Annotated in this window: 20 protein-coding genes; 13 read left to right on the top strand and 7 right to left on the bottom strand. The window is 72.5% G+C overall.

Translation table 11 applies throughout. The features are described from left to right. The first annotated feature begins 69 nt into the window (after nucleotides 1–69). Entirely contained in the window at nucleotides 70–1542 is a 1473-nt protein-coding gene (locus OG500_RS22925; RefSeq protein ID WP_329583001.1) for a phytoene desaturase family protein, read from the top strand. Between the two features lie 22 nt (nucleotides 1543–1564). Here OG500_RS22925 and msrA read toward each other — a convergent pair whose 3' ends face one another. After that, a complete protein-coding gene (msrA, locus tag OG500_RS22930; RefSeq protein ID WP_329583004.1) occupies nucleotides 1565–2230 on the bottom strand; it encodes a peptide-methionine (S)-S-oxide reductase MsrA in 666 nt (221 codons plus the stop codon). 113 nt (nucleotides 2231–2343) lie between these two features. Here msrA and OG500_RS22935 point away from each other — a divergent pair, with 113 nt between their 5' ends. The 3 genes from OG500_RS22935 (at nucleotide 2344) to OG500_RS22945 (ending at nucleotide 5578) form a co-directional block, all read left to right on the top strand. Further along, entirely contained in the window at nucleotides 2344–3498 is a 1155-nt protein-coding gene (locus tag OG500_RS22935; RefSeq protein ID WP_327068571.1) for a cystathionine gamma-synthase, read from the top strand. Nucleotides 3499–3669: 171 nt separating this feature from the next. Then, nucleotides 3670–4713, top strand: coding sequence for an ATP-binding cassette domain-containing protein (locus tag OG500_RS22940; RefSeq protein ID WP_329583007.1), 1044 nt, complete (start codon nucleotides 3670–3672; stop codon nucleotides 4711–4713). Nucleotide 4714: 1 nt separating this feature from the next. Then, the gene (locus OG500_RS22945) at nucleotides 4715–5578 is read left to right on the top strand and encodes an ABC transporter permease (RefSeq protein WP_329583010.1); all 864 of its coding nucleotides are present in this window, start codon (nucleotides 4715–4717) and stop codon (nucleotides 5576–5578) included. A 179-nt stretch (nucleotides 5579–5757) separates the two neighbouring features. Here OG500_RS22945 and greA read toward each other — a convergent pair whose 3' ends face one another. Together greA and OG500_RS22955 are read right to left on the bottom strand one after the other, a co-directional pair. Then, entirely contained in the window at nucleotides 5758–6258 is a 501-nt protein-coding gene (greA, locus tag OG500_RS22950; RefSeq protein ID WP_327068575.1) for a transcription elongation factor GreA, read from the bottom strand. Between the two features lie 288 nt (nucleotides 6259–6546). Further along, nucleotides 6547–6966 carry a DUF4307 domain-containing protein gene (locus tag OG500_RS22955; RefSeq protein WP_327068576.1) on the bottom strand — a complete coding sequence of 140 codons (420 nt, stop codon included), beginning with the start codon at nucleotides 6964–6966 and terminating at the stop codon, nucleotides 6547–6549. A 137-nt stretch (nucleotides 6967–7103) separates the two neighbouring features. Here OG500_RS22955 and mca point away from each other — a divergent pair, with 137 nt between their 5' ends. The 3 genes from mca (at nucleotide 7104) to OG500_RS22970 (ending at nucleotide 10479) form a co-directional block, all read left to right on the top strand. Further along, nucleotides 7104–8000, top strand: coding sequence for a mycothiol conjugate amidase Mca (gene mca / locus OG500_RS22960; RefSeq protein ID WP_327068577.1), 897 nt, complete (start codon nucleotides 7104–7106; stop codon nucleotides 7998–8000). Nucleotides 8001–8080: 80 nt separating this feature from the next. Next, entirely contained in the window at nucleotides 8081–8272 is a 192-nt protein-coding gene (locus tag OG500_RS22965; protein ID WP_327068579.1) for a hypothetical protein, read from the top strand. A 476-nt stretch (nucleotides 8273–8748) separates the two neighbouring features. Then, the gene (locus tag OG500_RS22970) at nucleotides 8749–10479 is read left to right on the top strand and encodes an LCP family protein (RefSeq protein ID WP_329587679.1); all 1731 of its coding nucleotides are present in this window, start codon (nucleotides 8749–8751) and stop codon (nucleotides 10477–10479) included. Nucleotides 10480–10564: 85 nt separating this feature from the next. On the opposite strand, the gene OG500_RS22975 is transcribed toward OG500_RS22970, so the two are convergent. Continuing rightward, a complete protein-coding gene (locus OG500_RS22975) occupies nucleotides 10565–11044 on the bottom strand; it encodes a very short patch repair endonuclease (protein WP_329583014.1) in 480 nt (159 codons plus the stop codon). A gap of 161 nt (nucleotides 11045–11205) precedes the next feature. Between OG500_RS22975 and OG500_RS22980 the strand changes: the two genes are divergently transcribed. Together OG500_RS22980 and OG500_RS22985 are read left to right on the top strand one after the other, a co-directional pair. Further along, entirely contained in the window at nucleotides 11206–13260 is a 2055-nt protein-coding gene (locus OG500_RS22980) for a thioredoxin domain-containing protein (protein WP_329583017.1), read from the top strand. Nucleotides 13261–13326: 66 nt separating this feature from the next. Then, nucleotides 13327–14193 (top strand): GNAT family N-acetyltransferase, encoded by an 867-nt coding sequence (locus OG500_RS22985; RefSeq protein WP_329583020.1) that lies wholly within the window; start codon nucleotides 13327–13329, stop codon nucleotides 14191–14193. Nucleotides 14194–14198: 5 nt separating this feature from the next. Here OG500_RS22985 and OG500_RS22990 read toward each other — a convergent pair whose 3' ends face one another. Continuing rightward, a complete protein-coding gene (locus OG500_RS22990; RefSeq protein WP_329583023.1) occupies nucleotides 14199–15161 on the bottom strand; it encodes a hypothetical protein in 963 nt (320 codons plus the stop codon). Nucleotides 15162–15436: 275 nt separating this feature from the next. Here OG500_RS22990 and OG500_RS22995 point away from each other — a divergent pair, with 275 nt between their 5' ends. The 3 genes from OG500_RS22995 to OG500_RS23005 all read left to right on the top strand — a co-directional run bounded on the left by OG500_RS22995 (nucleotide 15437) and on the right by OG500_RS23005 (nucleotide 17541). After that, the gene (locus tag OG500_RS22995; RefSeq protein ID WP_329583026.1) at nucleotides 15437–16168 is read left to right on the top strand and encodes a papain-like cysteine protease family protein; all 732 of its coding nucleotides are present in this window, start codon (nucleotides 15437–15439) and stop codon (nucleotides 16166–16168) included. A gap of 9 nt (nucleotides 16169–16177) precedes the next feature. Next, nucleotides 16178–17059, top strand: coding sequence for a hypothetical protein (locus OG500_RS23000; RefSeq protein ID WP_329583029.1), 882 nt, complete (start codon nucleotides 16178–16180; stop codon nucleotides 17057–17059). A gap of 206 nt (nucleotides 17060–17265) precedes the next feature. Continuing rightward, nucleotides 17266–17541: a hypothetical protein gene (locus tag OG500_RS23005; RefSeq protein WP_327068631.1), complete on the top strand. Its 276-nt coding sequence runs from the start codon at nucleotides 17266–17268 to the stop codon at nucleotides 17539–17541. A gap of 22 nt (nucleotides 17542–17563) precedes the next feature. Here OG500_RS23005 and trhA read toward each other — a convergent pair whose 3' ends face one another. Further along, the gene (trhA, locus tag OG500_RS23010; protein WP_442789204.1) at nucleotides 17564–18280 is read right to left on the bottom strand and encodes a PAQR family membrane homeostasis protein TrhA; all 717 of its coding nucleotides are present in this window, start codon (nucleotides 18278–18280) and stop codon (nucleotides 17564–17566) included. Nucleotides 18281–18548: 268 nt separating this feature from the next. On the opposite strand from trhA, the gene OG500_RS23015 reads away from it, so the two are divergent. Continuing rightward, on the top strand, nucleotides 18549–20375 hold the full coding sequence (locus tag OG500_RS23015; RefSeq protein ID WP_327068633.1) for a phosphoenolpyruvate carboxykinase (GTP): 1827 nt from the start codon (nucleotides 18549–18551) through the stop codon (nucleotides 20373–20375). A gap of 159 nt (nucleotides 20376–20534) precedes the next feature. Here OG500_RS23015 and OG500_RS23020 read toward each other — a convergent pair whose 3' ends face one another. Next, a complete protein-coding gene (locus tag OG500_RS23020; RefSeq protein WP_327068634.1) occupies nucleotides 20535–21749 on the bottom strand; it encodes a pyridoxal phosphate-dependent aminotransferase in 1215 nt (404 codons plus the stop codon). Nucleotides 21750–21822 lie beyond the last annotated feature (73 nt).

A 21822-nucleotide genomic window follows, 5' to 3' on the forward strand; every position in this document is an offset into this window, starting at 1 on the left:
GCCGGTCCGCGGTCGGCCACCCCGCGAACTCTCCGCTGCGGCAAGCGGGTCGGGTCCTATGATCGACGCATGCGCACAGGCGGCAGGACCGGCAGCGGTGGTGCGCCCGACGCCGTGGTCATCGGCACGGGCCCGAACGGGCTGGCCGCCGGTGTCACGCTGGCCCGGGCCGGGCTGCGGGTGGAGCTGTACGAGGCGGCCGGGACCATCGGCGGCGGCCTGCGCAGTCTGCCGCTGTTCGACTCGCAGGTGCTGCACGACATCTGCGCCGCCGTCCACCCGATGGGCGCCGCCTCGCCCTTCCTCCGCGCCTTCGACCTGGCCGCGCACGGCGTCGAGCTGCTGCGGGCACCGGTGGCCTACGGGCATCCGCTGCCCACCGGGCCCGCCGCGCTGGCCTGGCACGACCTGGACGCCACGGTGGCCGGGCTGGGGGCGGACGGCCCGGCCTGGCGCCGGCTGATGGCGCCGCTGGTCGAGCACAGCACCGAGGTCGTCCGGCTCTTCCTCTCCGACCTGCGAACCCCGCCCACCGACCTGGCCACCCCGCTGCTGCTGGCCGAGCGGATCCTGCGGCACGGCACGGTGCTGGCCCGCCACCAGTTCCGCACCGAGCAGGCGGCCGCGCTGCTGGCGGGCGTCGCCGCGCACGGCGTGGGGCGGCTGCCCTCGCCGGCCGCCGGTGCGATCGCGGTGCTGCTCGGCCACCTCGCCCACAGCAGCGGCTGGCCACTGGCCCGAGGCGGCTCGCAGGCGATCGCCCGGGCGCTGGCCGACGACATCACCGCGCACGGCGGGGTGATCCACACCGGCACTCCGGTCACCGACCTGCGGGAGCTGCCGCGGGCCAAGGCGGTGCTCGCCGACGTCGCGCCCAAGGGCCTGCTCGCACTGGCCGGCCCGCGGCTGCCGGCCGGCTACGCCCGGCAGCTGGCCCGCTACCGCTACGGGCCGGCCGCCGCCAAGGTCGACTACCTGGTCGACGGGGCCGTCCCGTGGGCCGACGCGGGGCTGCGCCAGGCCGGCACCGTGCACCTCGGCGGCACCCGGGCCCAGCTTTACGCGGGTGAGACCCTGACCGCGCGCGGGCAGCTGTCGCCCAGCCCGTTCGTGCTGGTGGTCGACCCCGCCGTGACCGACCCCGGCCGGGCGCACGGCGGCCGGCGCCCGGTCTGGGCCTACGCGCACGTCCCGCACGGCGACCCGGTGGACCGCCACGAGCTGGTGACCTCGGCCATCGAGCGCCATGCCCCGGGCTTCCGGGACACCGTGCTGGCCCACCGCACGGTCACCGGCGCGCAGTGGGAGGCGTACAACCCCAACTACGTCGGCGGCGACATCGGCGCGGGCGCGATCAGCCTGCGCCAGAGCCTCTTCCGCCCCGCCGTGCGCTGGAACCCCTACCGCACCCCGCTGCCCGGCCTCTACCTCTGCTCCGCCGCCACCCCGCCCGGCCCGGCCGTCCACGGCATGTCCGGCCACCTGGCGGCGCGTGCGGCCCTGCGGCGCGAGTTCGGCATCCGCCTGGCCGACCTGCCCTGAGCCGGCCGGGGCCCGGCCGGGGTCAGCCGTCCGTCTTCGCGACGCCGATCGGGCAGCTGGCGCCGGTGCCGCCGAGGCCGCAGTAGCCGCCCGGGTTCTTGGCGTCGGAGAGGTACTGCTGGTGGTAGGGCTCGGCGGGGTAGAAGGGGCCGGCGGGGGCGATCTCGGTGGTGACGGGGCCCAGGCCGAGGCGGGTGAGGGCGGGCTGGAAGGCGTCCCGGGTGGCCTGGGCGGTGGCCAGCTGGGCGGGGGAGTGGGTGTAGACGGCGGAGCGGTACTGGGTGCCGACGTCGTTGCCCTGGCGGTTGCCCTGGGTCGGGTCGTGGGCCTCCCAGAAGGTCTTGAGCAGTGTCTCGTAGGAGATCAGCGCGGGGTCGAAGACCACCCGGACGGCTTCGGTGTGGCCGGTCAGGCCGCTGCACACCTCCTCGTACGTCGGGTTGGGCGTGTGGCCGCCCTGGTAGCCGACCAGGGTGGTCCAGACGCCGGGCAGGCGCCAGAACGTCCGTTCCGCACCCCAGAAGCAGCCGAGACCGAAGTCGGCGACCTCGAGACCGGGCGGGTAGGGGCCGGTCAGCGGGTGGCCGAGCACGGTGTGCGGCTCGGCCAGGGTGAAGGCGGGCGCCGGACGCCCGGGCAGGGCCTGGTCGGCGGTGACGAGCGCGGTCTTGTGGCGGTTGAACAGCATGTCCGGTGAACGCCCGGGCGGGGCCGGGGATTCCGCCGCCGCGGCCGGGTCCGGTCGGCCGGGGAGGACCGAGCGCGCGCCCGGGCCGTCCGGGTGCCACTACGCTCGGTCGTATGACTGAGCACCAGCACCCTCAGGGCTTCGAGACCCTCGCCATCCACGCGGGTCAGGAAGCCGATCCCCTCACCGGGGCGGTCGTCCCTCCCATCTACCAGGTGTCGACCTACAAGCAGGACGGCGTCGGCGGCCTGCGCGGCGGTTACGAGTACAGCCGGTCGGCGAACCCGACCCGTACGGCGCTGGAGGAGTGCCTGGCGGCGCTGGAGGGCGGGCAGCGCGGGCTGGCCTTCGCCTCCGGCCTGGCCGCCGAGGACACCCTGCTGCGCACCGTGCTCGCCCCCGGCGACCACATCGTGATCCCCAACGACGCCTACGGCGGCACCTTCCGGCTCTTCGCCAAGGTGCTGACCCGCTGGGGCGTGGACTTCTCGGTGGCCGACACCCAGCACCCCGAGAAGGTCCGCGAGGCACTGAAGCCGAACACCAAGGCGGTCTGGGTGGAGACGCCCAGCAACCCGCTGCTCGGCGTGACCGACATCGCCGCCGTCGCGCAGATCGCGCACGCGGCCGGCGCGCTGCTCGTGGTGGACAACACCTTCGCCAGCCCGTACCTCCAGCAGCCGCTGGCGCTGGGCGCGGACGTGGTGGTGCACTCCACCACCAAGTACATGGGCGGGCACTCCGACGTGGTCGGCGGCGCGCTGGTGGCGGCGGACGCCGAGCTCGGCGAGCAGCTGGCCTACCACCAGAACGCGATGGGCGCGGTGGCCGGGCCGTTCGACTCCTGGCTGGTGCTGCGCGGGATCAAGACCCTGGGCGTGCGGATGGACCGGCACTGCGCCAACGCCGAGCAGATCGTGGCGCTGCTGGCCCGGCACCCGAAGGTCACCCAGATCTTCTACCCGGGGCTGGCCTCGCACGCCAACCACGAGGTGGCGGCCAAGCAGATGAAGGCCTTCGGCGGCATGGTCTCGTTCCGGATCGAGGGCGGCGAGCAGGCGGCCGTGGAGGTCTGCAACCGGGCCCGGCTGTTCACCCTCGGTGAGTCGCTGGGCGGCGTGGAGTCGCTGATCGAGCACCCCGGGCGGATGACGCACGCCTCGGTGGCCGGCTCGCTGCTGGAGGTCCCGGCCGACCTGGTGCGGCTGTCGGTGGGCATCGAGTCCGCCGACGACCTGGTCGCCGACCTGGCGCACGCGCTGGGCTGATCCTTCCGGCCTGCGTCCAGGCCGAGTTGGGGCGCGGTGAGGGCGCTCCGGTCCGTCGGGACCGGGGCGCTCTCGGCGCCTCCGGGTGGCCGGGCGGGGGCGTGCGGGACAGAGTGGACCTGTACTGCGCCCGCTCCTTCCGGGCCCGCTCCGAGCAGAGGGGACAGCCCGATGCCAGCAGCCATCCAGGCCGAGAACCTGGTGAAGACCTTCGGCGACGTGCGCGCCCTGGACGGGGTGAGCCTGGACGTCCCGCAGGGGACGGTGCTCGGCCTGCTCGGCCCCAACGGCGCGGGCAAGACCACCACTGTGCGGGTCCTCACCACGCTGCTGCGGCCCGACTCCGGCAGCGCCGTGGTGGCCGGGCTGGACGTGCTGCGCCAACCCGGCCGGGTGCGCGGCGTGATCGGCCTGTCCGGTCAGTACGCGGCCGTGGACGAGTACCTGACGGGGCGTGAGAATCTGCAGATGGTCGGCGAGTTGTACCAGATGCCGGCCAGGGCGGCGAAGGCGAGGGCGCTGGAGCTGCTGGAGTGGTTCAACCTCGCGGAGGCGGCCGACCGCACCGCCAAGACCTACTCCGGCGGCATGCGGCGCCGGCTCGACCTGGCCGCCGCGCTGGTGGTGCGACCGCCGGTGATGTTCCTGGACGAGCCGACCACCGGACTGGACCCGCGCAACCGGCTGGCGCTCTGGGGGGTCATCGAGAGCCTGGTCGAGCAGGGCACCACGCTGCTGCTCACCACCCAGTACCTGGAGGAGGCCGACCGGCTGGCGCACGACATCGCGGTGGTCGACCACGGCAGGGTGATCGCGCGCGGCACCGCGGACCGGCTCAAGGCGCAGATCGGCGGCGAGCGGGTGGAGGTGGTGGTGCACCAGGCCGAGCTGATCGGCACCGCCGTCGAGGCGTTGAAGGGCTACGCGGTGGGCGAGCCCAGCGTGGAGCGGAACACCCGGCGGATCACCATGCCGGTCACCGGCGGCGCCCGGGTGCTGGCCGACGTGATCCGCGAGCTGGACGCGCGCGAGATCGAGATCGACGACATCGGGCTGCGCCGGCCGACCCTGGACGACGTCTTCCTGTCGCTGACCGGGCACGCCACGGCGGCTTCGAGCGGCGAGGCTCCGGAGGACCGGGCGCCGGGCGGCGGGAGCGGCGCGGCGCCCGGCGGGGGCGGGGGCCGGGGCCGGCGGGCCCGGAAGGAGGCCTGAGATGAGCGCGTCCACCGCGACCGAGCACGCCATCGGCGGCGCCGTCCCGCGTCAGCGGCACGGGATCGGGGCGATGCTGCACGACTCCTGGGTGATCGCCCGGCGCAATTTGCGCAGAATGTCCAGAATTCCGGAAATCGTGGTGTTCGGGCTGCTGCAGCCGGTGATGTTCGTCCTGCTCTTCTCGTACGTGATGGGCGGCGCGATCAGGATCCCGATGGCCGGGTCCAGCTCCTCGATCTACATCCAGTTCCTGATGGCCGGCATCTTCGCGCAGACCGTCACCTTCGCGGTGGCGGGTGCCTCGGCCGGCATTGCGGAGGACATGACCAAGGGCCTGGTGGACCGGTTCCGCTCGCTGCCGATGACCCGCTCGGCGGTGCTGGCCGGACGGACCCTCGCCGACCTGGTGCAGACCGCGTTCACGCTGCTGGTGCTCGCGCTGGTGGCGCTCGCGGTCGGCTGGCGGATCCACCACGGGTTCTTCCGCGCGCTGGCTGCGTTCGCGCTGCTCCTGCTGCTCGGCTACGCGTTCTCCTGGATCGGCGCGCTGATCGGGCTCTCGGTGCGCAGCCCGGAGGCGGCCACCTCGGCGGGGCTGATCTGGCTCTTCCCGCTGACCTTCGTCTCCAACGCCTTCGTGCCGATCAGCAGCATGCCGGGCTGGCTGCAGCCGGTCGCCTACTGGAACCCGTTCAGCTCGACCGTGCAGGCCTGCCGCGACCTGTTCGGCAACCAGATCGGGCCGGTGGACGAGGCCTGGCCGATGCAGCACGCGATCGGGGTGTCGATCGTCTCCTCGCTGGTGGTGCTGGGGGTCTTCTCCTGGCTCTCGGTGCGCAAGTACCGCTCCGCGGTCGGATAGCTGGAGCCGCTCCGCGGTCGGACAGCCGGGGCCGCTCCGCGGCCGGACAGCTGGGCCGCTCTGCGGTCGGCGCTGGCTGGGGGCCGTTCTGTCGTCAAGCGGGGCCCCGGTACGGACGACGGCGGTGGGCCCGGACCGATCGGTCCGGGCCCACCGCCGTCGCACGGGGCGTGGCCGGGTCAGCCGGTGAAGGGCTTGACCTCGAGGATCCGCACGCTGGCCTTCTTGCCGTTCGGCAGCTCGTACTGGGCGTCCTCGCCGACCTTCTTGCCGTCGATCGAGCGGCCGAGCGGCGACTGCGGCGAGTAGACGTCGAGGTCGTCGTCGCCGGCCACCTCGCGGGAGCCGAGCAGGAAGACCATGGTGTCGTCGGGGTCGCCGGCGAAGGCGACGGTGACGATCATGCCGGGGGCGACCACGTCGGAGTCCGCGGGGGCCTCGCCGACCTTGGCGCGCTCCAGGAGCTGGGTGAGCTGGCGGATCCGCAGCTCCATCTTGCCCTGCTCCTCGCGGGCGGCGTGGTAGCCGGCGTTCTCCTTGAGGTCACCCTCCTCGCGCGCGGCCTCGATCTTCTGCGTGATCTCGGCGCGCATCGGACCGGTCAGATGCTCGAGCTCGTTCCTGAGCTTGTCGTAGGCGGCCGGAGTGAGCCAGGTCACGGTCTCGCTGGTCTGGGTCACGGGTGCTCCTCGTCGGTGCTGGGAGGTGCTGAGGGTTTTCGTCAGCAGTTCGGTGCTACAGGTGCTGGGTGCTACAGGTGCTCTCTACAAAGCAACGCCCGCCTCCGAGCCGTCCGGCGCGGAAGGGGCGAAACCACGAGCCTAACAATGTCCGGCCCGCAGTGGGAGTCCGGTAGCGGTGCGTTAACGGTCAGTTTGTCCGGGCTGTTCCGAGTCACTTGCCCGGTCCGCGGCCGGACCAATCCCACCAGGGCGGACGGGGGCCCTGGTTGACGGCGGTGCCCGGCGCTACTTCGCCGGGGTGCAGCCCATCAGCTCGGCCGTGGTGCCGCGCTCGGTGGTGCGGATCGTGACCGTCTGGACGAACGTGGTGCCCGCCTTGGGGACCGGGACGTCGAGCTGGCCGACCACCGAGCCGTCGGCGGCCTGCGAGCGGATCGTGCAGGTGCCGCCGGTGCCGGAGTCCTTGGTCACCGAGAGTTCGGCCTGCACCTCGCTGTCGGAGACCGGGTTGAAGACCGGGACCGCTCCGTTGAGCTTGGTGGCGGACATCAGGTACGAGCCGCCGAGCCAGGCCACCAGGCCCAGCAGCAGGACCGCCAGCACGGCGCCGACCAGCTTGAGGGTGCGGTCCGCCTGCTCGTCGCTCTGCCGGCCGTAGCGGCTCTGGGGCAGCGAATCGGGGGCGGTGCTGCTGGTGGCGGTCATGGCAGGTAGTCCCTTCCGGGAAGGCCGTGGGCTGCGGCACCTGTCCACGCGCCGGGCGACGGGAATGTGCGGGCCTTCCAGTCCGTCACTATAGGGGGACGATGCTGAGCCCGGACATTCCCGGAAGGAACCAGGCGTTGACTGAGCAGTTGCGGCTGATGGCGGTGCACGCGCACCCGGACGACGAGTCCAGCAAGGGCGCGGCCACCATGGCCATGTATGTCGCCAAGGGCGTTGAGGTGCTGGTGGCCACCTGCACCGGGGGCGAGCGCGGTTCAGTGCTGAACCCCAAGCTCCAGGGCGACCCTTTTGTCGAGGAGAACATCCACGAGGTCCGCCGCAAGGAGATGGACGCCGCCCGCGAGATCCTGGGTGTCGAGCAGGCCTGGCTGGGCTTCGTCGACTCGGGCCTGCCCGAGGGCGATCCGCTGCCGCCGCTGCCCGAGGGCTGCTTCGCGCTGCAGGACGTCGAGACGGCCGCCGAGCCGCTGGTGCGCCTGATCCGCGAGTTCAAGCCGCAGGTGATCACCACCTACGACGAGAACGGCGGGTACCCGCACCCCGACCACATCATGACCCACAAGATCACCATGCGGGCCTTCGACGCCGCCGGTGACCCGGACGCCTATCCGGAGGCCGGCGAGCCCTGGCAGCCGCTGAAGCTCTACTACAACCACGGCTTCCCGATGGGCCGGATCCGCGCCCTGCACCAGTACCTCACCGAGCACGGGCACGACTCCCCGTACGGCGAGTGGATCGCGGGCTGGGAGAAGAGCGGCCGGGCGGAGCGCGAGATCACCACCCGGGTGCACTGCGCGGACTGGTTCGAGACCCGTGACCGGGCGCTGATCGCGCACGCCACCCAGATCGACCCGGACGGCCCGTGGTTCCGGGTGCCGCTGGAGGTGCAGCGCGAGGTCTGGCCGACCGAGGACTACGAGCTGGCCCGTTCGCTGGTCGACACCGACCTGCCGGAGGACGACCTGTTCGCCGGCCTGCGCGCCACCAGCCTGGCGGGCGAGGCGGCGCAGTAGGTGCGCTGGTGGGGCGCGTCGCGCGCGACACGCCCCACCCCGGTGACCCGGCCCGTGGGAAGCCGGGTCACCATGGAGCAATGAGCGCTCCCCTGAACCTCGCCCACGCCACCACCCAGCTCGCCTACGACCCCAACTCGGTCACCCCGGGCCTGCTGGGCTTCGTCGTCTTCTGCGGGCTGGGCGTCGCCACCTGGTTCCTGCTGAAGTCGATGAACTCGCGCTTCAAGCGGGTCGACTTCGCGGAGGAGCCGGAGAGCCCCAAGGAGTAACCGGTCCGCCGGCACCGCCCGTCGGGCCGCCCGTCCGGCCGGTGACCTCGATCACTGTCCGAGCGCCGGCCAACTCCCGTTCCATCGCACCCGTTTCCCCCGGGTCCGTGCCGCTCCTGCCCCTCGCGGCCCGCTCGGCCGTGCCGACAGGGCCGGTCAGCGGCCCGTTGAACCGGACCCGGACGGACAGCCGTTGTGTGGCGCCGGTCACTCAACTGCCGTGCGGGCAGTGCTCGCTCCGCTCTTAAGTCTTATAAGGGTGGGCGGCTATGCTGCGCGCCTGGGAACCGAGGCTCGACACGCCGACGTCCAGACAGGCACGAACCAAGCAACGCCTCACGGCACCGGCCGCGAGCGACTGATGGAACCGGAGGATCACCGGCTGCTTCGCAACCGGACGTACGGCTGCGCCGTGCTCCCGGTGGCAGGCGTCACAGCCGGAGATCGACGGCGGAAGGACAGCGGACGTGAGCGGAATGCAGGTGGACAGCCCCGGTCCCGGGCCACGTCGGCGTGCGCGCGGCGCCCAGCCGTCGGCCCCCGCGACCGGCGGCCGGGCGGCGGCCCGCAAGAGCCGCAAGCCCCCCAAGCGGCGCGGCCTGCGCATCCTCGCATACACCACGGCCGGCCTGGTGCTGGTCACCGGCGGTACCTTCGGCTACCTCTACGAGAAGCTGAACGGCAACATCAAGCACTCCGCGCTCTTCGCCGGCACCTCGGGCGACGCGGGCCACGAGACGCCGGACGCCTTCGGCCGCACCCCGATCAACATCATGGTGATCGGCTCCGACCAGCGTGACAACGCGGCCGACTGCGCGATCGGCGGCGACTGCGGGCCCGGCGCCAACGCCGACGTGGAGATGGTGCTGCACGTCTCGGCGGACCGCAGCAACGCGACGGTGATGAGCATCCCGCGCGACCTCGAGACGCAGCTGCCCGGTTGCACGGACACCCAGAACCACACCAGCATGAAGCCGCACCGGGACATGATCAACAGCACCCTGGACTACGGCCCGGGCTGCACGGTGGCCGCCGTGCACCAGCTGACCGGCATACCCATCGACCACTTCATGATGGTCGACTTCACCGGCGTGGTGCAGATGTCGGACGCGGTCGGCGGCGTGCCGGTCTGCGTGGACAACAACGTCTACGACCCGTACTCGCACCTCAAGCTGAAGAAGGGCAACCACACCCTGCAGGGCATGGCCGCCCTGGAGTTCGTCCGCACCCGGCACGGCTTCGGCGACGGCAGCGACCTGGGCCGTACGGTCTCCCAGCACATGTTCCTCAGCTCGATGGTCCGCCAGCTCAAGAGCGCGGGCACGCTGACCAACCCCGCCGCGGTGCTCTCGCTGGCGAACGCCGCCACCAAGGCGCTGACCGTCGACAACGGGCTCAGCGGCATCACCAACCTGGTGGGCCTGGCGAACGACCTCAACAAGGTCCCGGCCAACCGCATCACCATGACCACGATGCAGAACGAGCCCGACAACGTGAAGGGCGAGGACGGCCGGGTGCTGGTCGCGCCGGCGGCGAAGAACCTCTTCTCCGCGATCACCAACGACGTCGCGCTGACCACCGGCACGGGTGACAAGTCCTCGGCCGCCGCCTCCGCCACCTCGACCGCGGACCCCAACGCGCCGTCGCCCACGCCGGCCCCCGCGACCAGCTCGGCCCCGCCCGCGGCGCCCTCCGGCGCCCCGAAGAGCGAGATCGCGGTCCACGTGAAGAACGGCAGCGGGGTGGCCGGGCGCGCCGGTGACCTCGCCACCGCGCTCAAGGCGGCCGGCTACAACTCCGCCACCTCCGCCGCCAACGCGACGGTCACCGCGGAGACCAGCGAGGTCACCTACACCGCTGGCCGCGAGGCCGACGCCCAGGAGGTCGCCGCCTCGCTCGGCCTGCCCGCCTCCGCCGTCAAGCCCGGCGAGGGCCCGGGGATCACCCTGGTCATCGGCAAGGACTGGACCAGCGGCACCACCTTCGGCTCCGCCCCCGCCGGCGGCTCCGGCAGCGGCGCCCCCGCCGCCGCCCCGGCCCCCGTCAACACCCAGCAGGCGCTGAGCAACAGCGACGCGCAGACCGCCGACGACTCCACCAAGTGCGCCCAGGTCAGCACCCAGGACACGGTGGCGATCAACGGGGTGGGCATGAGCCCGATCAAGGCCTACGACAAGAGCCCGAGCGTCCAGGACTCCGCCCCCTGACCCGTGAGCACCGCAGCACAGCGGCCCACCGTCAGCCCATGAGGCGACGGTGGGCCGCTGCTCTTGCGCGTCCCGGCGGCTCCGATCAGTCGCCCTCGCCCTCGCCCTCGCCTTCGCTCCCGCTCTCTGCGAGTCGCCGGCGCCTGTCGGCCATCTCCTGGTCGACGGCCTCGGACACCTGGTGCATGACGGCTTCCGGTGCCTCGTGCTCCCAGAACCGCATGACCGTCCAGCCTTCGGACAGCAGCTGTGCGGTCGTCTCCCGGTCGCGCTCGATGTTGCGGTCGAGCTTCTGCCGCCACCATTCGGCGTTCGCCTTGGGGCTGGTGGCGTGCTCGGGGCAGCCGTGCCAGAAGCAACCGTCGACCAGGACGGCCAGCTTCGCTCGCGTGAAGGCGATGTCGATCGTGCGTCTGCGCATGCCCGGCACCGGATAGTGGATCCGATAGCGGTACCCGGAAGCATGGAGGAGCTGGCGCACCGCTCGTTCGGCGCTGGTGTCCTTGCTGGTCTGTCGGCTCATCCGGGCCGAGACCTCGGGGCTGGACGGGGGAACGGCTCGCATGGTTCGAGTCTCCCATCGACCGGCGCGTCGGTGGCCGACGGCTGCGGGGCGCTTCGAGCGGGTGGGACACGAGGTGTCGCGGGCCGAGGAACTAGTGCAACCTCGCTGCTCCTGCTGCGCCGCATACAGGTTTCGTCAACTTTGTGCGCGAGGATGACTGCATGCCGAACCGTCTCGCGGACGCGACCTCCCCGTACCTGCAGCAGCACGCCGACAACCCCGTCGACTGGTGGGAGTGGTCCCCCGAGGCGTTCGCGGAGGCGGAGCGGCGGGGGGTGCCGGTGCTGCTGTCTGTCGGGTATGCCGCGTGTCACTGGTGTCATGTGATGGCCGGCGAATCGTTTGATGACGAAGCAACCGCTGCTTACCTGAACGAGCGGTTCGTCGCGGTGAAGGTGGACCGCGAGGAGCGGCCGGACGTCGATGCCGTGTACATGGAGGCGGTGCAGGCGGCGACCGGGCAGGGCGGGTGGCCGATGACCGTGTTCCTGACGCCGGGGCGGGAGCCGTTCTACTTCGGGACGTACTTCCCGCCCGAGCCGCGGCACGGGATGCCCTCGTTCCGGCAGGTGTTGGAGGGGGTGGACGCCGCGTGGCGGGAGCGGCGTGAGGAGGTGGCCGAGGTTGCCGGGCGGATCCGGGCGGAGCTGGCCGAGCGGGCCGGGGTGTACGGGGCGGGGGCGGGGCTGGCCGCGCCGGGGGAGGCGGAGCTGCACCAGGCGCTGGCGGGGCTGAGCCGGAGCTTCGATCCGGCGCGCGGCGGGTTCGGCGGGGCGCCGAAGTTCCCGCCGGCGATGGCGCTGGAGTTCCTGCTGCGGCACCACGCGCGCACCAGGTCCGAGGTGGCGCTGGAGATGGTGACCGGGACGGCCGAGGCGATGGCGCGCGGCGGGATCTACGACCAGCTCGGCGGCGGGTTCGCGCGCTACTCGGTGGACGCGGGCTGGGTGGTGCCGCACTTCGAGAAGATGCTCTACGACAACGCGCTGCTGATCCGGGTCTACCTGCACCTGTGGCGGGCCACCGGGGACGAGCGGGCGCGGCGGATCGCGCTGGAGACCTCGGACTTCCTGGTGCGTGAACTGGGCACGCCGGAGGGCGGGTTCGCCTCGGCGCTGGACGCGGACAGCGAGGATGCGCACGGGGCGCACCGGGAGGGTGCGTACTACGTCTGGACGCCGGGGGAGTTGGCGCGGGAGCTGGGGGAGGAGGACGGCGCGCTGGCGGCCCGGCTGTTCGCGGTGACCGAGGACGGGACCTTCGAGGAGGGGGCCTCGGTGCTCCAGCTGCTGGCCGACCCCGAGGACGTCCCGCGCTACCAGCGGCTGCGCGAGCGGCTGTTGGCGGCGCGGGCGAAGCGGCCGTCCCCGGCGCGGGACGACAAGGTGGTGGCCGCCTGGAACGGGCTGGCGATCGCGGCGCTCGCCGAGACCGGCGCGCTGCTGGACCGCCCGGACCTGGTGGAGGCCGCGGGCCGCGCGGCCGATCTGTTGCTGAGCGTCCATCTCAGCGCGCACGGAAGGCTGTTGCGTACCTCGCGGGACGGTCGCCCGGGTGCCAATGCGGGCGTGCTGGAGGACTACGCCGACGTGGCCGAGGGGTTCCTCGCGCTGTACGCGGTGACCGGGGAGGCCGAGTGGCTGGGGCTCGCGGGCGGGCTGCTGGACACGGTGCTCGTGCACTTCACCGACGAGGCGTCAGGGAGCCTGTACGACACGGCCGATGATGCCGAGGAGCTGATCCGCCGGCCGCAGGACCCGACCGACAACGCCACCCCGTCCGGCTGGACGGCCGCCGCCCAGGCGCTGCTGACGTACGCGGCGTACACCGGTTCGGAGCGCCACCGCGCCGCCGCGGAGCGGGCGTTGGGCGTGGTGGGCGCACTCGCGGGGCAGGCACCGCGGTTCATCGGATGGGGGCTGGCGGCGGCCGAGGCGCTGCTGGACGGCCCGCGCGAGGTGGCGGTGGTCGGTGCCGCGGACGATCCGCGCACGGCGGCGCTGCACCGCACGGCGCTGCTGGCCACCGCGCCCGGCGCGGTGGTGGCGCTCGGCACGGCGACCGGGGAGAGCACCGGCCTGCAGGTGCCGCTGCTCGCCGACCGGCCGCTGCTGGACGGGGCGCCGGCGGCCTACGTCTGCCGGCACTTCGCCTGCCAGGTGCCGACCTCGGACCCGGCCGCGCTGGCCGAGCAGGTGGGGGCCACCCGGCGCTGAGGCGGGCGCATCCGCCGCCCCGGATATTCAGGTGCGGGCGGCGGATGCGGCGGCCAGGATCGGTGGATGACTTGGACATGCACTGAGGACGTCGCGGAGTTCCGGGCGCACGCGGAGGGCTTCCTGGGCGAGCACCCGGCCGCCAACACCGTGCTGCTGACCCTCGTCCACCGGCTGGCGGCCGGCCAGTCGGTCGGTGGGGACCCGGCGCTGCCGCCGCGCCTGGGCTGGTGGCGCGCGGGCCCGAAGGCCCCGGTGACCGCGGCCTTCGTGCAGACCCCGCCGCATGCGCTGCGGCTGAGCGCGATGGCGCCCGAGCGCGCGGCCGAGCTGGCACTGGCGCTGCCCGAGGGGTGGTCGGGGCTGTCCGGGGTGGCGGCCACCACGGCGGTGGCCGAGGCGTTCGCCGGCGCCTGGGCCGAGCGGTTCGACCTGACCACCGACGTGCGGGAGCGCCTGCGGCTCTATCGGCTGGGCGAGTTGGTCCTGCCGACCGTGCGGGGCCGGCTGCGCGCCGCCGGGCCGGACGACCACGCGCTGCTGGTCGGCTGGTGGCAGGCCTTCCTGACCGAGGCCGGGATACCTGCCTTCACCCCGGTGGAGGAGAGCGTGGCCCGCCGCACGGCCGAGGGGGACATCCTCGTGTGGGAGACCGACGGCGCGGACGAGCAGGTCCGGCCGGTGTCGATCGCGGCGGTCTCCCCGACGCTGGCGGGCATGTCCCGGATCGGCCCGGTCTACACCCCGCCCGAGGAGCGCGGCCACGGCTACGCGAGCGCGGTGACCGCGGGCGCCTCCACGCTCGCGATCGCGCGCGGGGCCCAGGAGGTGCTGCTCTACACCGACCTGGCGAACCCGGTGAGCAACTCGATCTACCAGAAGATCGGTTACCGGCCGGTGGCGGACAACCTGGAACTGAGCTTCACGGGCTGAGGCGGTCAGTCCCAGTCCCACCGGATGCCCAGCAGGCAGGGCGCCAGCCCGGTGGCGATCAAGTGGACGCAGTGGTGCCCGTCCAGCGTGAGCTCCTCGGTCTCGTCGGGCAGCGCGCCGGGTGCGCTGCTGACGAAGCGGTGGCAGCGCACCGGGAGCGCCTGCGGGTGGAAGGTGACCTGCAGGACGTACTGCCCGGTCCCGGAGTTGAAGCCGCGCACGTACTCGGTGCTGGGCTGCGGCGCGGGGGCGTCGTCGAAGCCGTAGCCGAGCAGGTGGGTCTCGCCGGTGCGCAGGCGGCGGTCGAGCAGCAGTTCGGCGATGACGAGTTGGGCCGCGGGGTCGCGTCTGATCCGGCCCGGGCGGCAGTTCTCCTCGGCCCGCACCACCACCTGGGACACGTCGCAGCCGGGGTCGCCCTGGTGGATCGCCAGGTACCGGTCGATGCCGTCGCGGTGGGCCCGCACCGCGTGCTGCGAGTCGCGGCGCAGCAACTGGCGGTCGGCGCCGATCCGGATCCGCTCGATGTGGGTGACCGTGTGCAGATCAGTGTCGCGCGGCCCGGGCAGCCCGGCGAGCAGGTGGTCGACCGCGTCGGCGGGGGCGATCAGGTCGCGGTAGGGGCGGGTGGCCACCGGCGGCCCGGCCGCGGCGTCCGCAGCGGCCCGGCGCGGGCCGAGCAGCCGGGTGAGCGAGTGCGCGGGCAGCTCCAGCACCTCCTCCAGGGCCCGCACCGCGCGCAGCGACTCGGCGCGTTCGGGGCGGCGCCGGCCCTGCTGCCAGTAGCTCAGGCTGGTCACTCCGACGTGCACGCCGCGCTGCGCGAGGTGCTGCTGGACCCGGTGCAGGGCCAGGCCGCGCGCGCTGAGCGCGGTGCGCAGCGCGAGGTGGAACGGGCCGGTGCGCAGGACCGTGGCCAGGTCGGGCCGCACGGCGTGCGGTGCGGTGCGCTGTGGCGATCGCCCCATGGCGCGGCCTCCCTCCCGGGGCGGCGGGTGCGGTGAATATTCACACCTCCATGGCCCCTCGTCACCCGTGGGGTGGGCCCTGCGTCGCCCGGCGCCCGGTGCTGTTCACACTCGGAGGGCGCCGTTCACACCGGGTCCGGAGGCCACCGAACCACGGTTGACCAGGGACGGTCAACGGCTGATGCTCGGTCACACCCCACCGCCGCCCGCGACGGCACCGGGGTTCGCGTGTCCCCCACTTCCCTTCCCTGCCCGTCCGCAAGGAGGAAACGCCCATGCCCCTGCCCAGAACCGCCCGGCCGACCAGAACGGCCCGGCCGACCGGAACGGCCTGGCTGCGCAAGGCGCTTGCCGTCGCCGCGCTGGCCACGCTCGCCCCGGCCCTGACCGTGGCGGCGAGCTCCCCGGCCTCGGCCGCCGCCGCACCGCCCGCGCAGTCCGGGCGGCTCGCCCAGGCACAGCCGGCGTTCGCCGCCGGCACCAGCTCCGGGACCGATGCTCCCAGTGCCGCGACCCCCGACGCGGGCAGCTGGAAGACGCTCAACATCGGGATGCAGCAACAGCAGAACTCCAACTGGTGCTGGGCGGCCAGCGGCGACACCGTCGCGAGCTGGTTCGGCTACACCTACAGCCAGAACCAGTTCTGCAACGCCGCGTTTGGCCGCAGCATCAACTCCTCCTGCCCCAACAGCCAGGCGGCGCTGGACGACGTGCAGAACGCGCTCGGCTGGATCGGGATCAACCCGGGCAACTACGTCACCGGGTACCTGTACTACAGCACCGTGCAGAACGAGATCACCAACAACCGGCCGGTCGAGACCCGGATCCAGTGGTCCTCGGGCGGCGGCCACATGGAGGTGCTGTACGGGTACGACACCGGCAACAACTGGGTCTACTGGGGCGACCCGTGGCCCTCGGACAACCGCTACAACTGGGCGGACTACAACTACTACGTCAGCAACGACTCCTTCTCCTGGACCCACTCCCTGTACCAGATCGGAGCGTGAGGAGGAGCCATGACGATCACTCAGTTCTCGCATCGGGCAGCCGTGCTGGCCGTCCTGGCGGCGACGGCCGGACTCGCGCTGGCGCTGCCGGCCCAGGCCGCACCGCAGTCCGCACCCTGGGCGGCCGGCGAGGCGGCACCCGCCGCGGTGGCCGCCGGTGACCTGGCCGCCGCCCGCTCGGCGGTCCAGAGCCCGGCCGTCCTCGGTCAGTTGGGCGATTTCTTCGCCCGCAGGGGCGTGCCGCCCACCCAGCCGCTCCAGCTCGGCGCGGCCGCCGAGGCCAAGGCGGCGGCACAGGCGGACCCGACGCTGGTCGGCGCGACGGTCCCGGTCTACACCCTGGACCCGGGCTTCGTCGCGGGCACCAAGGGATCGCCGGTGGCCCGGGCGGACTTCACGGCGACCGAGGCGGTGGCCGCCGACGGGCAGAAGGCCTCGGTCTGGGCCGTCCAGCAGAACGGGAGTTGGCGGGTGGTGAACATCGCCTCCGGCAGCGACGAGACCGACTATGCGGCGCGCGGCGCGGCCGGCGGCGGTGGCACGGTCTTCCGTGAGCCGCAGGTGAACGCCTGGTACGTGCTGCGCGCGGGCCGGGTGCTGCCGCTGGACACCGAGGCCCGGGAGTCGGTGGGCGCGAACGGGACGAGCCTGGCGGCGTACCAGCAGCTGGTGCACCGGCGGTACGGCGACAAGCTGCCGGGCTCGGCCTACGACAAGGCCGGGCTGGGCGGCGGCTTCTCGCCGACCACGGCGAGCGTCGCGCAGCAGGGCGCGGGCGCCGTGGGCGGCGCACTCGGCCTGCCCGTGCCGGCGCTCACGGCCGCCGGCGCGCTCGGAGTGACCGCGCTGGCGGGCGCCGGCCTGGCCGTCCGCCGCCGGGCGCGCGGCTGACCGAGGCCGCGCAGCCGAGTGGCCCCACGGGATCATCTCCCGTGGGGCCACTCGGCGTTGGACGCCCCGGGCGGGACCGGCAGCCGTTCCGGCACCCGGAGTTGATGAAACATTGATGTGTTGTTCGCTCGTCTTTGACTACGCCCTGTCACTATCGGTAGATACCATGTGTCACTGGGTTAGACCGGGGAGAGGTGGCGAGCGCCATGAAGGACACGCGGGACCTGCAGCTTTGGGGGACGGTCGCCGTCGTCGGTGCCGCTCTGGCCGTGGTGGCCGCCTACTTGGCCGACGGCGCCGCACTGGTGTGGGCGGTGGCCTCGGTGGAGGCGCTGCTGGTGATGGTGCACGTCTCCCGGCGGTTCCGGTACCTGGGTCATCCGGTCGAGTCCCGCCACGAGCCCGCGGCCGACCCCGATGCCCGCCCGGACGCCGCCCACTGCGAGCGCTGCCGCCGGGTCCGCGAGCGCGCCTCCCACTGACGGCGGCGGACCGTGGGCGTGCTCAGCTCGTCACGCTGTACGCCACCAGCGAGACCCCTACGTACTGCACGATGAACGCTCCGAGGGTGAACGCGTGGAAGACCTCGTGGAACCCGAACCAGCGCGGTGAGGGGTTGGGCCGCTTCAGCCCGTAGATCACGCCGCCCGCGCTGTAGAGCAGCCCGCCGACGATCATCAGCGTGATCACCGCGACCCCGCCGGTGTGCAGGAAGTCGGGCAGGAAGAAGACCGCGGCCCAGCCCAGCGCCAGGTAGCACGGCGTGTAGAGCCAGCGCGGTGCGCCGACCCAGAAGACCCGGAACGCTATCCCGGCCAGTGCCCCGCCCCAGACCAGCCAGAGCAGCGTCTCGCGCCGCCCGCCGTGCAGCAGCAGGATGGTGAACGGCGTGTAGGACCCGGCGATGATCAGGAAGATGTTCGCGTGGTCCAGCCGGCGCAGGATCGCGTCGCCGCGCGGGCCCCAGGTGAAGCGGTGGTAGACCGCGCTGATGCCGAAGAGCAGCCAGGCGCTCACGGAGTAGATGGCGCAGGCGAGCCGGGCCCGCGGTGAGTCCGCCAGGCAGATCAGCACGATGCCCCCCGCCAGCGAGGCCGGGAACATGCCCGCGTGCAGCCAGCCGCGCCAGGCGGGTTTGGCGGGCAGGGGCGCCGCGCTCGTCGCCGTCACGTCGGCGACCGGGTCCGTAGCCGGGTTCTGATCCGCTGTCATGGCGCTCATGCTACCTACGCCTGCGTAGGTTACTGATAAGTAGGAAGTGGCTCTCATCACTTTTGGACAATATGGCAGAGTTGGATGTGATCCGGAGAGGACTCGGACGTGCCGCAACCGCCCGCGAAAGTGCCAGTTTTTGGCCATAGAGGAGCAAAACTTGCGGCAAAAACGCCATCGCGCTGTGTTGGGCTTTTCGAGCCGGGGCTACGCTGCAAGCACCCTCAACCCCCCGGACGCCTGCTCGATGGCCGAGCAGGCGTGAAACGGAGCGATCGTGTCGTACGAGAACTCTGCCGTCAGCGCGGCGGCACCCACTCGCCACCAGCGGCTGCTGACCTGGGTCAGCGAGATCGCGGAGCTCACCCAGCCGGACCGCGTCGAGTGGTGCGACGGCTCGGAGGAGGAGTACCAGCGCCTCGCCGACCTGCTCGTCGCCCAGGGCACCTTCAAGAAGCTCAACGAGCAGAAGCGGCCCAACTCCTACTACGCCGCCTCCGACCCGAGCGACGTCGCGCGCGTCGAGGACCGCACCTTCATCTGCTCCGAGCAGGAGAAGGACGCGGGCCCCACCAACCACTGGAAGGCGCCCGCCGAGATGCGGGAGATCTTCAGCGGCCGGGACGGGCTGTTCCGGGGCGCGATGAAGGGCCGCACGATGTACGTCGTGCCGTTCTCGATGGGCCCGGTCGGCTCGCCGCTGGCCGCCTACGGCGTCGAGATCACCGACTCCGCCTACGTCGCCGTGTCGATGCGCGTGATGACCCGCATGGGCCAGGCCGTGCTCGACCAGCTCGGCGAGGACGGCGAGTTCGTCAAGGCCGTGCACACCGTGGGCGCCCCGCTCACCGAGGGCCAGGCGGACGTGCCGTGGCCGTGCAACACCACCAAGTACATCTCGCACTTCCCGGAGACCCGCGAGATCTGGTCCTTCGGCTCCGGCTACGGCGGCAACGCCCTGCTGGGCAAGAAGTGCTACGCGCTGCGCATCGCCTCCACCATGGCGCGCGACGAGGGCTGGCTGGCCGAGCACATGCTCGTCCTCAAGCTCACCGCGCCGAACGGTGAGGTCAAGTACGTCACCGCCGCCTTCCCGAGCGCCTGCGGCAAGACCAACCTCGCCATGCTCCAGCCCACCATCCCGGGCTGGAAGGTCGAGACGATCGGCGACGACATCGCCTGGATGCGCTTCGGCGCCGACGGGCGGCTCTACGCGATCAACCCGGAGGCCGGCTTCTTCGGCGTCGCCCCGGGTACCGGCGTGGACACCAACGCCAACGCGATCGACACGCTGTACGGCAACACCGTCTTCACCAACGTCGCGCTGACCGACGACGGCGACGTCTGGTGGGAGGGCCTGACGGAGGAGCCGCCGGCCCACCTGACCGACTGGCGCGGCAACGACTGGACGCCGGCCAGCCAGACCCCGGCCGCCCACCCGAACGCGCGCTTCGCCGTGCCGGCCGCGCAGTGCCCGACCATCGCCCCCGAGTGGGAGGACCCGGCGGGTGTGCCGATCTCGGCCATCCTGTTCGGCGGCCGCCGCGCCACCGCCGTCCCGCTGGTCACCGAGTCCTTCGACTGGCAGCACGGCGTCTTCCTGGGCTCCAACATCGCCTCGGAGAAGACCGCCGCCGCCGAGGGCACCGTGGGCGAGCTGCGCCGCGACCCGTTCGCGATGCTGCCCTTCTGCGGCTACAACATGGGCGACTACTTCGCCCACTGGCTCAAGCTCGGCGCGGCCGCCGACGCGGCCAAGCTGCCGAAGATCTACTACGTCAACTGGTTCCGCAAGAACGCCGAGGGCACGTTCGTCTGGCCGGGCTACGGCGAGAACAGCCGCGTGCTGAAGTGGATCGTCGAGCGCCTGCAGGGCACCGGCGAGGGCGTGGAGACGCCGATCGGCGTGCTGCCGGCCAAGGACGCGCTCGACCTGGACGGCCTGGACCTCTCGGCGGAGGACCTGGAGCTGCTGCTCTCGGTCGACAACGAGATCTGGCGCCAGGAGGCCGCGCTGATCCCGGCCCACCTGGAGCTGTTCGGCGACCACACGCCCACCGAGCTGTGGGACGAGTACCAGGCCCTGCTCAAGCGCCTGGGCTGAGCCCGCGAGGGCTCCTGCGACCAGGTCCGGCCGCCGCTGCGGAGTGGCGCGGCGGCCGGACCTCTGACGTCAGCGCCGTACGGCCGCGGTCCCCGGGCCGGCGACCTCCCCGTCCGGGGGTCGTCGGGCCGGGGACCGCGGCCGTTCCGACATCCGTGCCTACGGCTGGACGTACCCCGCCAGGAAGTCGCCGATCCGGGTCACCGCGTCCTCGATCTCCTCCGGGCGCGGCAGCGTGACCAGCCGGAAGTGGTCCGGCTCCGGCCAGTTGAAGCCGCTGCCCTGGACGATCAGGATCCGCTGGGCGCGCAGCAGATCGAGCACCATCTGCGCGTCGTCCTTGATCTTGTAGACCGAGGGGTCGAGCCGCGGGAACGCGTACAGCGCGCCCTTCGGCTTCACGCAGCTGACGCCGGGGATCTCGTTGAGCAGCCGGTACGCGGCGTCGCGCGACTCCAGCAGCCGGCCGCCGGGCAGCAGCAGGTCCTTGACCGACTGCCGGCCGCCGAGCGCGGCCGCCACCGCGTGCTGCGCGGGCATGTTGGCGCAGAGCCGCATGCTGGCCAGCACGTGCAGGCCCTCGATGTAGCTCTGGGCGCGGCCCCGGTCGCCGGAGAGCACCATCCAGCCGGAGCGGAAGCCGGCCACCCGGTAGGCCTTGGACATGCCGTTGAAGGTGACGCAGAACAGGTCGGGCGCCAGCGTGGCCAGCGGCACGTGCTCCACGCCGTCGTAGAGGATCTTGTCGTAGATCTCGTCCGCGTAGATCACCAGCTGGTGCCGGCGGGCGATCTCCACGATCCCCTCGAGCACCTCGCGCGGGTAGACCGCACCGGTGGGGTTGTTGGGGTTGATCACCACGATCGCCCGGGTCCGGTCGGTGACCTTGGACTCGATGTCCGCCAGGTCCGGGTACCACTCGGCCTGTTCGTCGCAGCGGTAGTGCACGGCGGTGCCGCCGGCCAGGCTGACCGAGGCCGTCCACAGCGGGTAGTCCGGCGCGGGGACGAGCACCTCGTCGCCGTCGTTCAGCAGCGCGTTCATGGCGAGCTGGATCAGCTCGGAGACGCCGTTGCCGAGGAAGACGTCCTCCACGCTCAGCCCGTGCAGCCCGCGCTCCTCGTAGCTCATCACCACGGCGCGGCGCGCGGAGAGCAGGCCCTTGGAGTCGCCGTAGCCGTGCGCGGTGGAGAGGTTGCGCAGGATGTCCTGGAGGATCTCCGGCGGCGCCTCGAAGCCGAACGCGGCGGGGTTGCCGGTGTTCAGCTTGAGGATGCGATGCCCCTGGTCCTCCAGTCGCATCGCCTCGTCGAGCACCGGACCCCGGATGTCGTAGCAGACATGGGCGAGCTTGCTGGACTGGATGACCTGCATCCCGTCACTGTACGGCGCCCGGGTGTGCGCCCGCGCGTGTTCTTGACCACGCGGTCGGCGGTCACCCAGTGCC

The organism is Kitasatospora sp. NBC_01250 (assembly GCF_036226465.1).
GTDB lineage: Bacteria > Actinomycetota > Actinomycetes > Streptomycetales > Streptomycetaceae > Kitasatospora.

Bases quoted from the DNA above. Each gene is read 5' to 3' on its own strand.
- OG500_RS22925 (WP_329583001.1), top strand. From the start codon at position 70: ATGCGCACAGGCGGCAGGACCGGCAGCGGTGGTGCGCCCGACGCCGTG.
- msrA (WP_329583004.1), bottom strand. From the start codon at position 2,230: ATGCTGTTCAACCGCCACAAGACCGCGCTCGTCACCGCCGACCAGGCC.
- OG500_RS22935 (WP_327068571.1), top strand. From the start codon at position 2,344: ATGACTGAGCACCAGCACCCTCAGGGCTTCGAGACCCTCGCCATCCAC.
- OG500_RS22940 (WP_329583007.1), top strand. From the start codon at position 3,670: ATGCCAGCAGCCATCCAGGCCGAGAACCTGGTGAAGACCTTCGGCGAC.
- OG500_RS22945 (WP_329583010.1), top strand. From the start codon at position 4,715: ATGAGCGCGTCCACCGCGACCGAGCACGCCATCGGCGGCGCCGTCCCG.
- OG500_RS22955 (WP_327068576.1), bottom strand. From the start codon at position 6,966: ATGACCGCCACCAGCAGCACCGCCCCCGATTCGCTGCCCCAGAGCCGC.
- OG500_RS22965 (WP_327068579.1), top strand. From the start codon at position 8,081: ATGAGCGCTCCCCTGAACCTCGCCCACGCCACCACCCAGCTCGCCTAC.
- OG500_RS22970 (WP_329587679.1), top strand. From the start codon at position 8,749: ATGCAGGTGGACAGCCCCGGTCCCGGGCCACGTCGGCGTGCGCGCGGC.
- OG500_RS22975 (WP_329583014.1), bottom strand. From the start codon at position 11,044: ATGCGAGCCGTTCCCCCGTCCAGCCCCGAGGTCTCGGCCCGGATGAGC.
- OG500_RS22980 (WP_329583017.1), top strand. From the start codon at position 11,206: ATGCCGAACCGTCTCGCGGACGCGACCTCCCCGTACCTGCAGCAGCAC.
- OG500_RS22985 (WP_329583020.1), top strand. From the start codon at position 13,327: ATGACTTGGACATGCACTGAGGACGTCGCGGAGTTCCGGGCGCACGCG.
- OG500_RS22990 (WP_329583023.1), bottom strand. From the start codon at position 15,161: ATGGGGCGATCGCCACAGCGCACCGCACCGCACGCCGTGCGGCCCGAC.
- OG500_RS22995 (WP_329583026.1), top strand. From the start codon at position 15,437: ATGCCCCTGCCCAGAACCGCCCGGCCGACCAGAACGGCCCGGCCGACC.
- OG500_RS23000 (WP_329583029.1), top strand. From the start codon at position 16,178: ATGACGATCACTCAGTTCTCGCATCGGGCAGCCGTGCTGGCCGTCCTG.
- OG500_RS23005 (WP_327068631.1), top strand. From the start codon at position 17,266: ATGAAGGACACGCGGGACCTGCAGCTTTGGGGGACGGTCGCCGTCGTC.
- trhA (WP_442789204.1), bottom strand. From the start codon at position 18,280: ATGAGCGCCATGACAGCGGATCAGAACCCGGCTACGGACCCGGTCGCC.
- OG500_RS23020 (WP_327068634.1), bottom strand. From the start codon at position 21,749: ATGCAGGTCATCCAGTCCAGCAAGCTCGCCCATGTCTGCTACGACATC.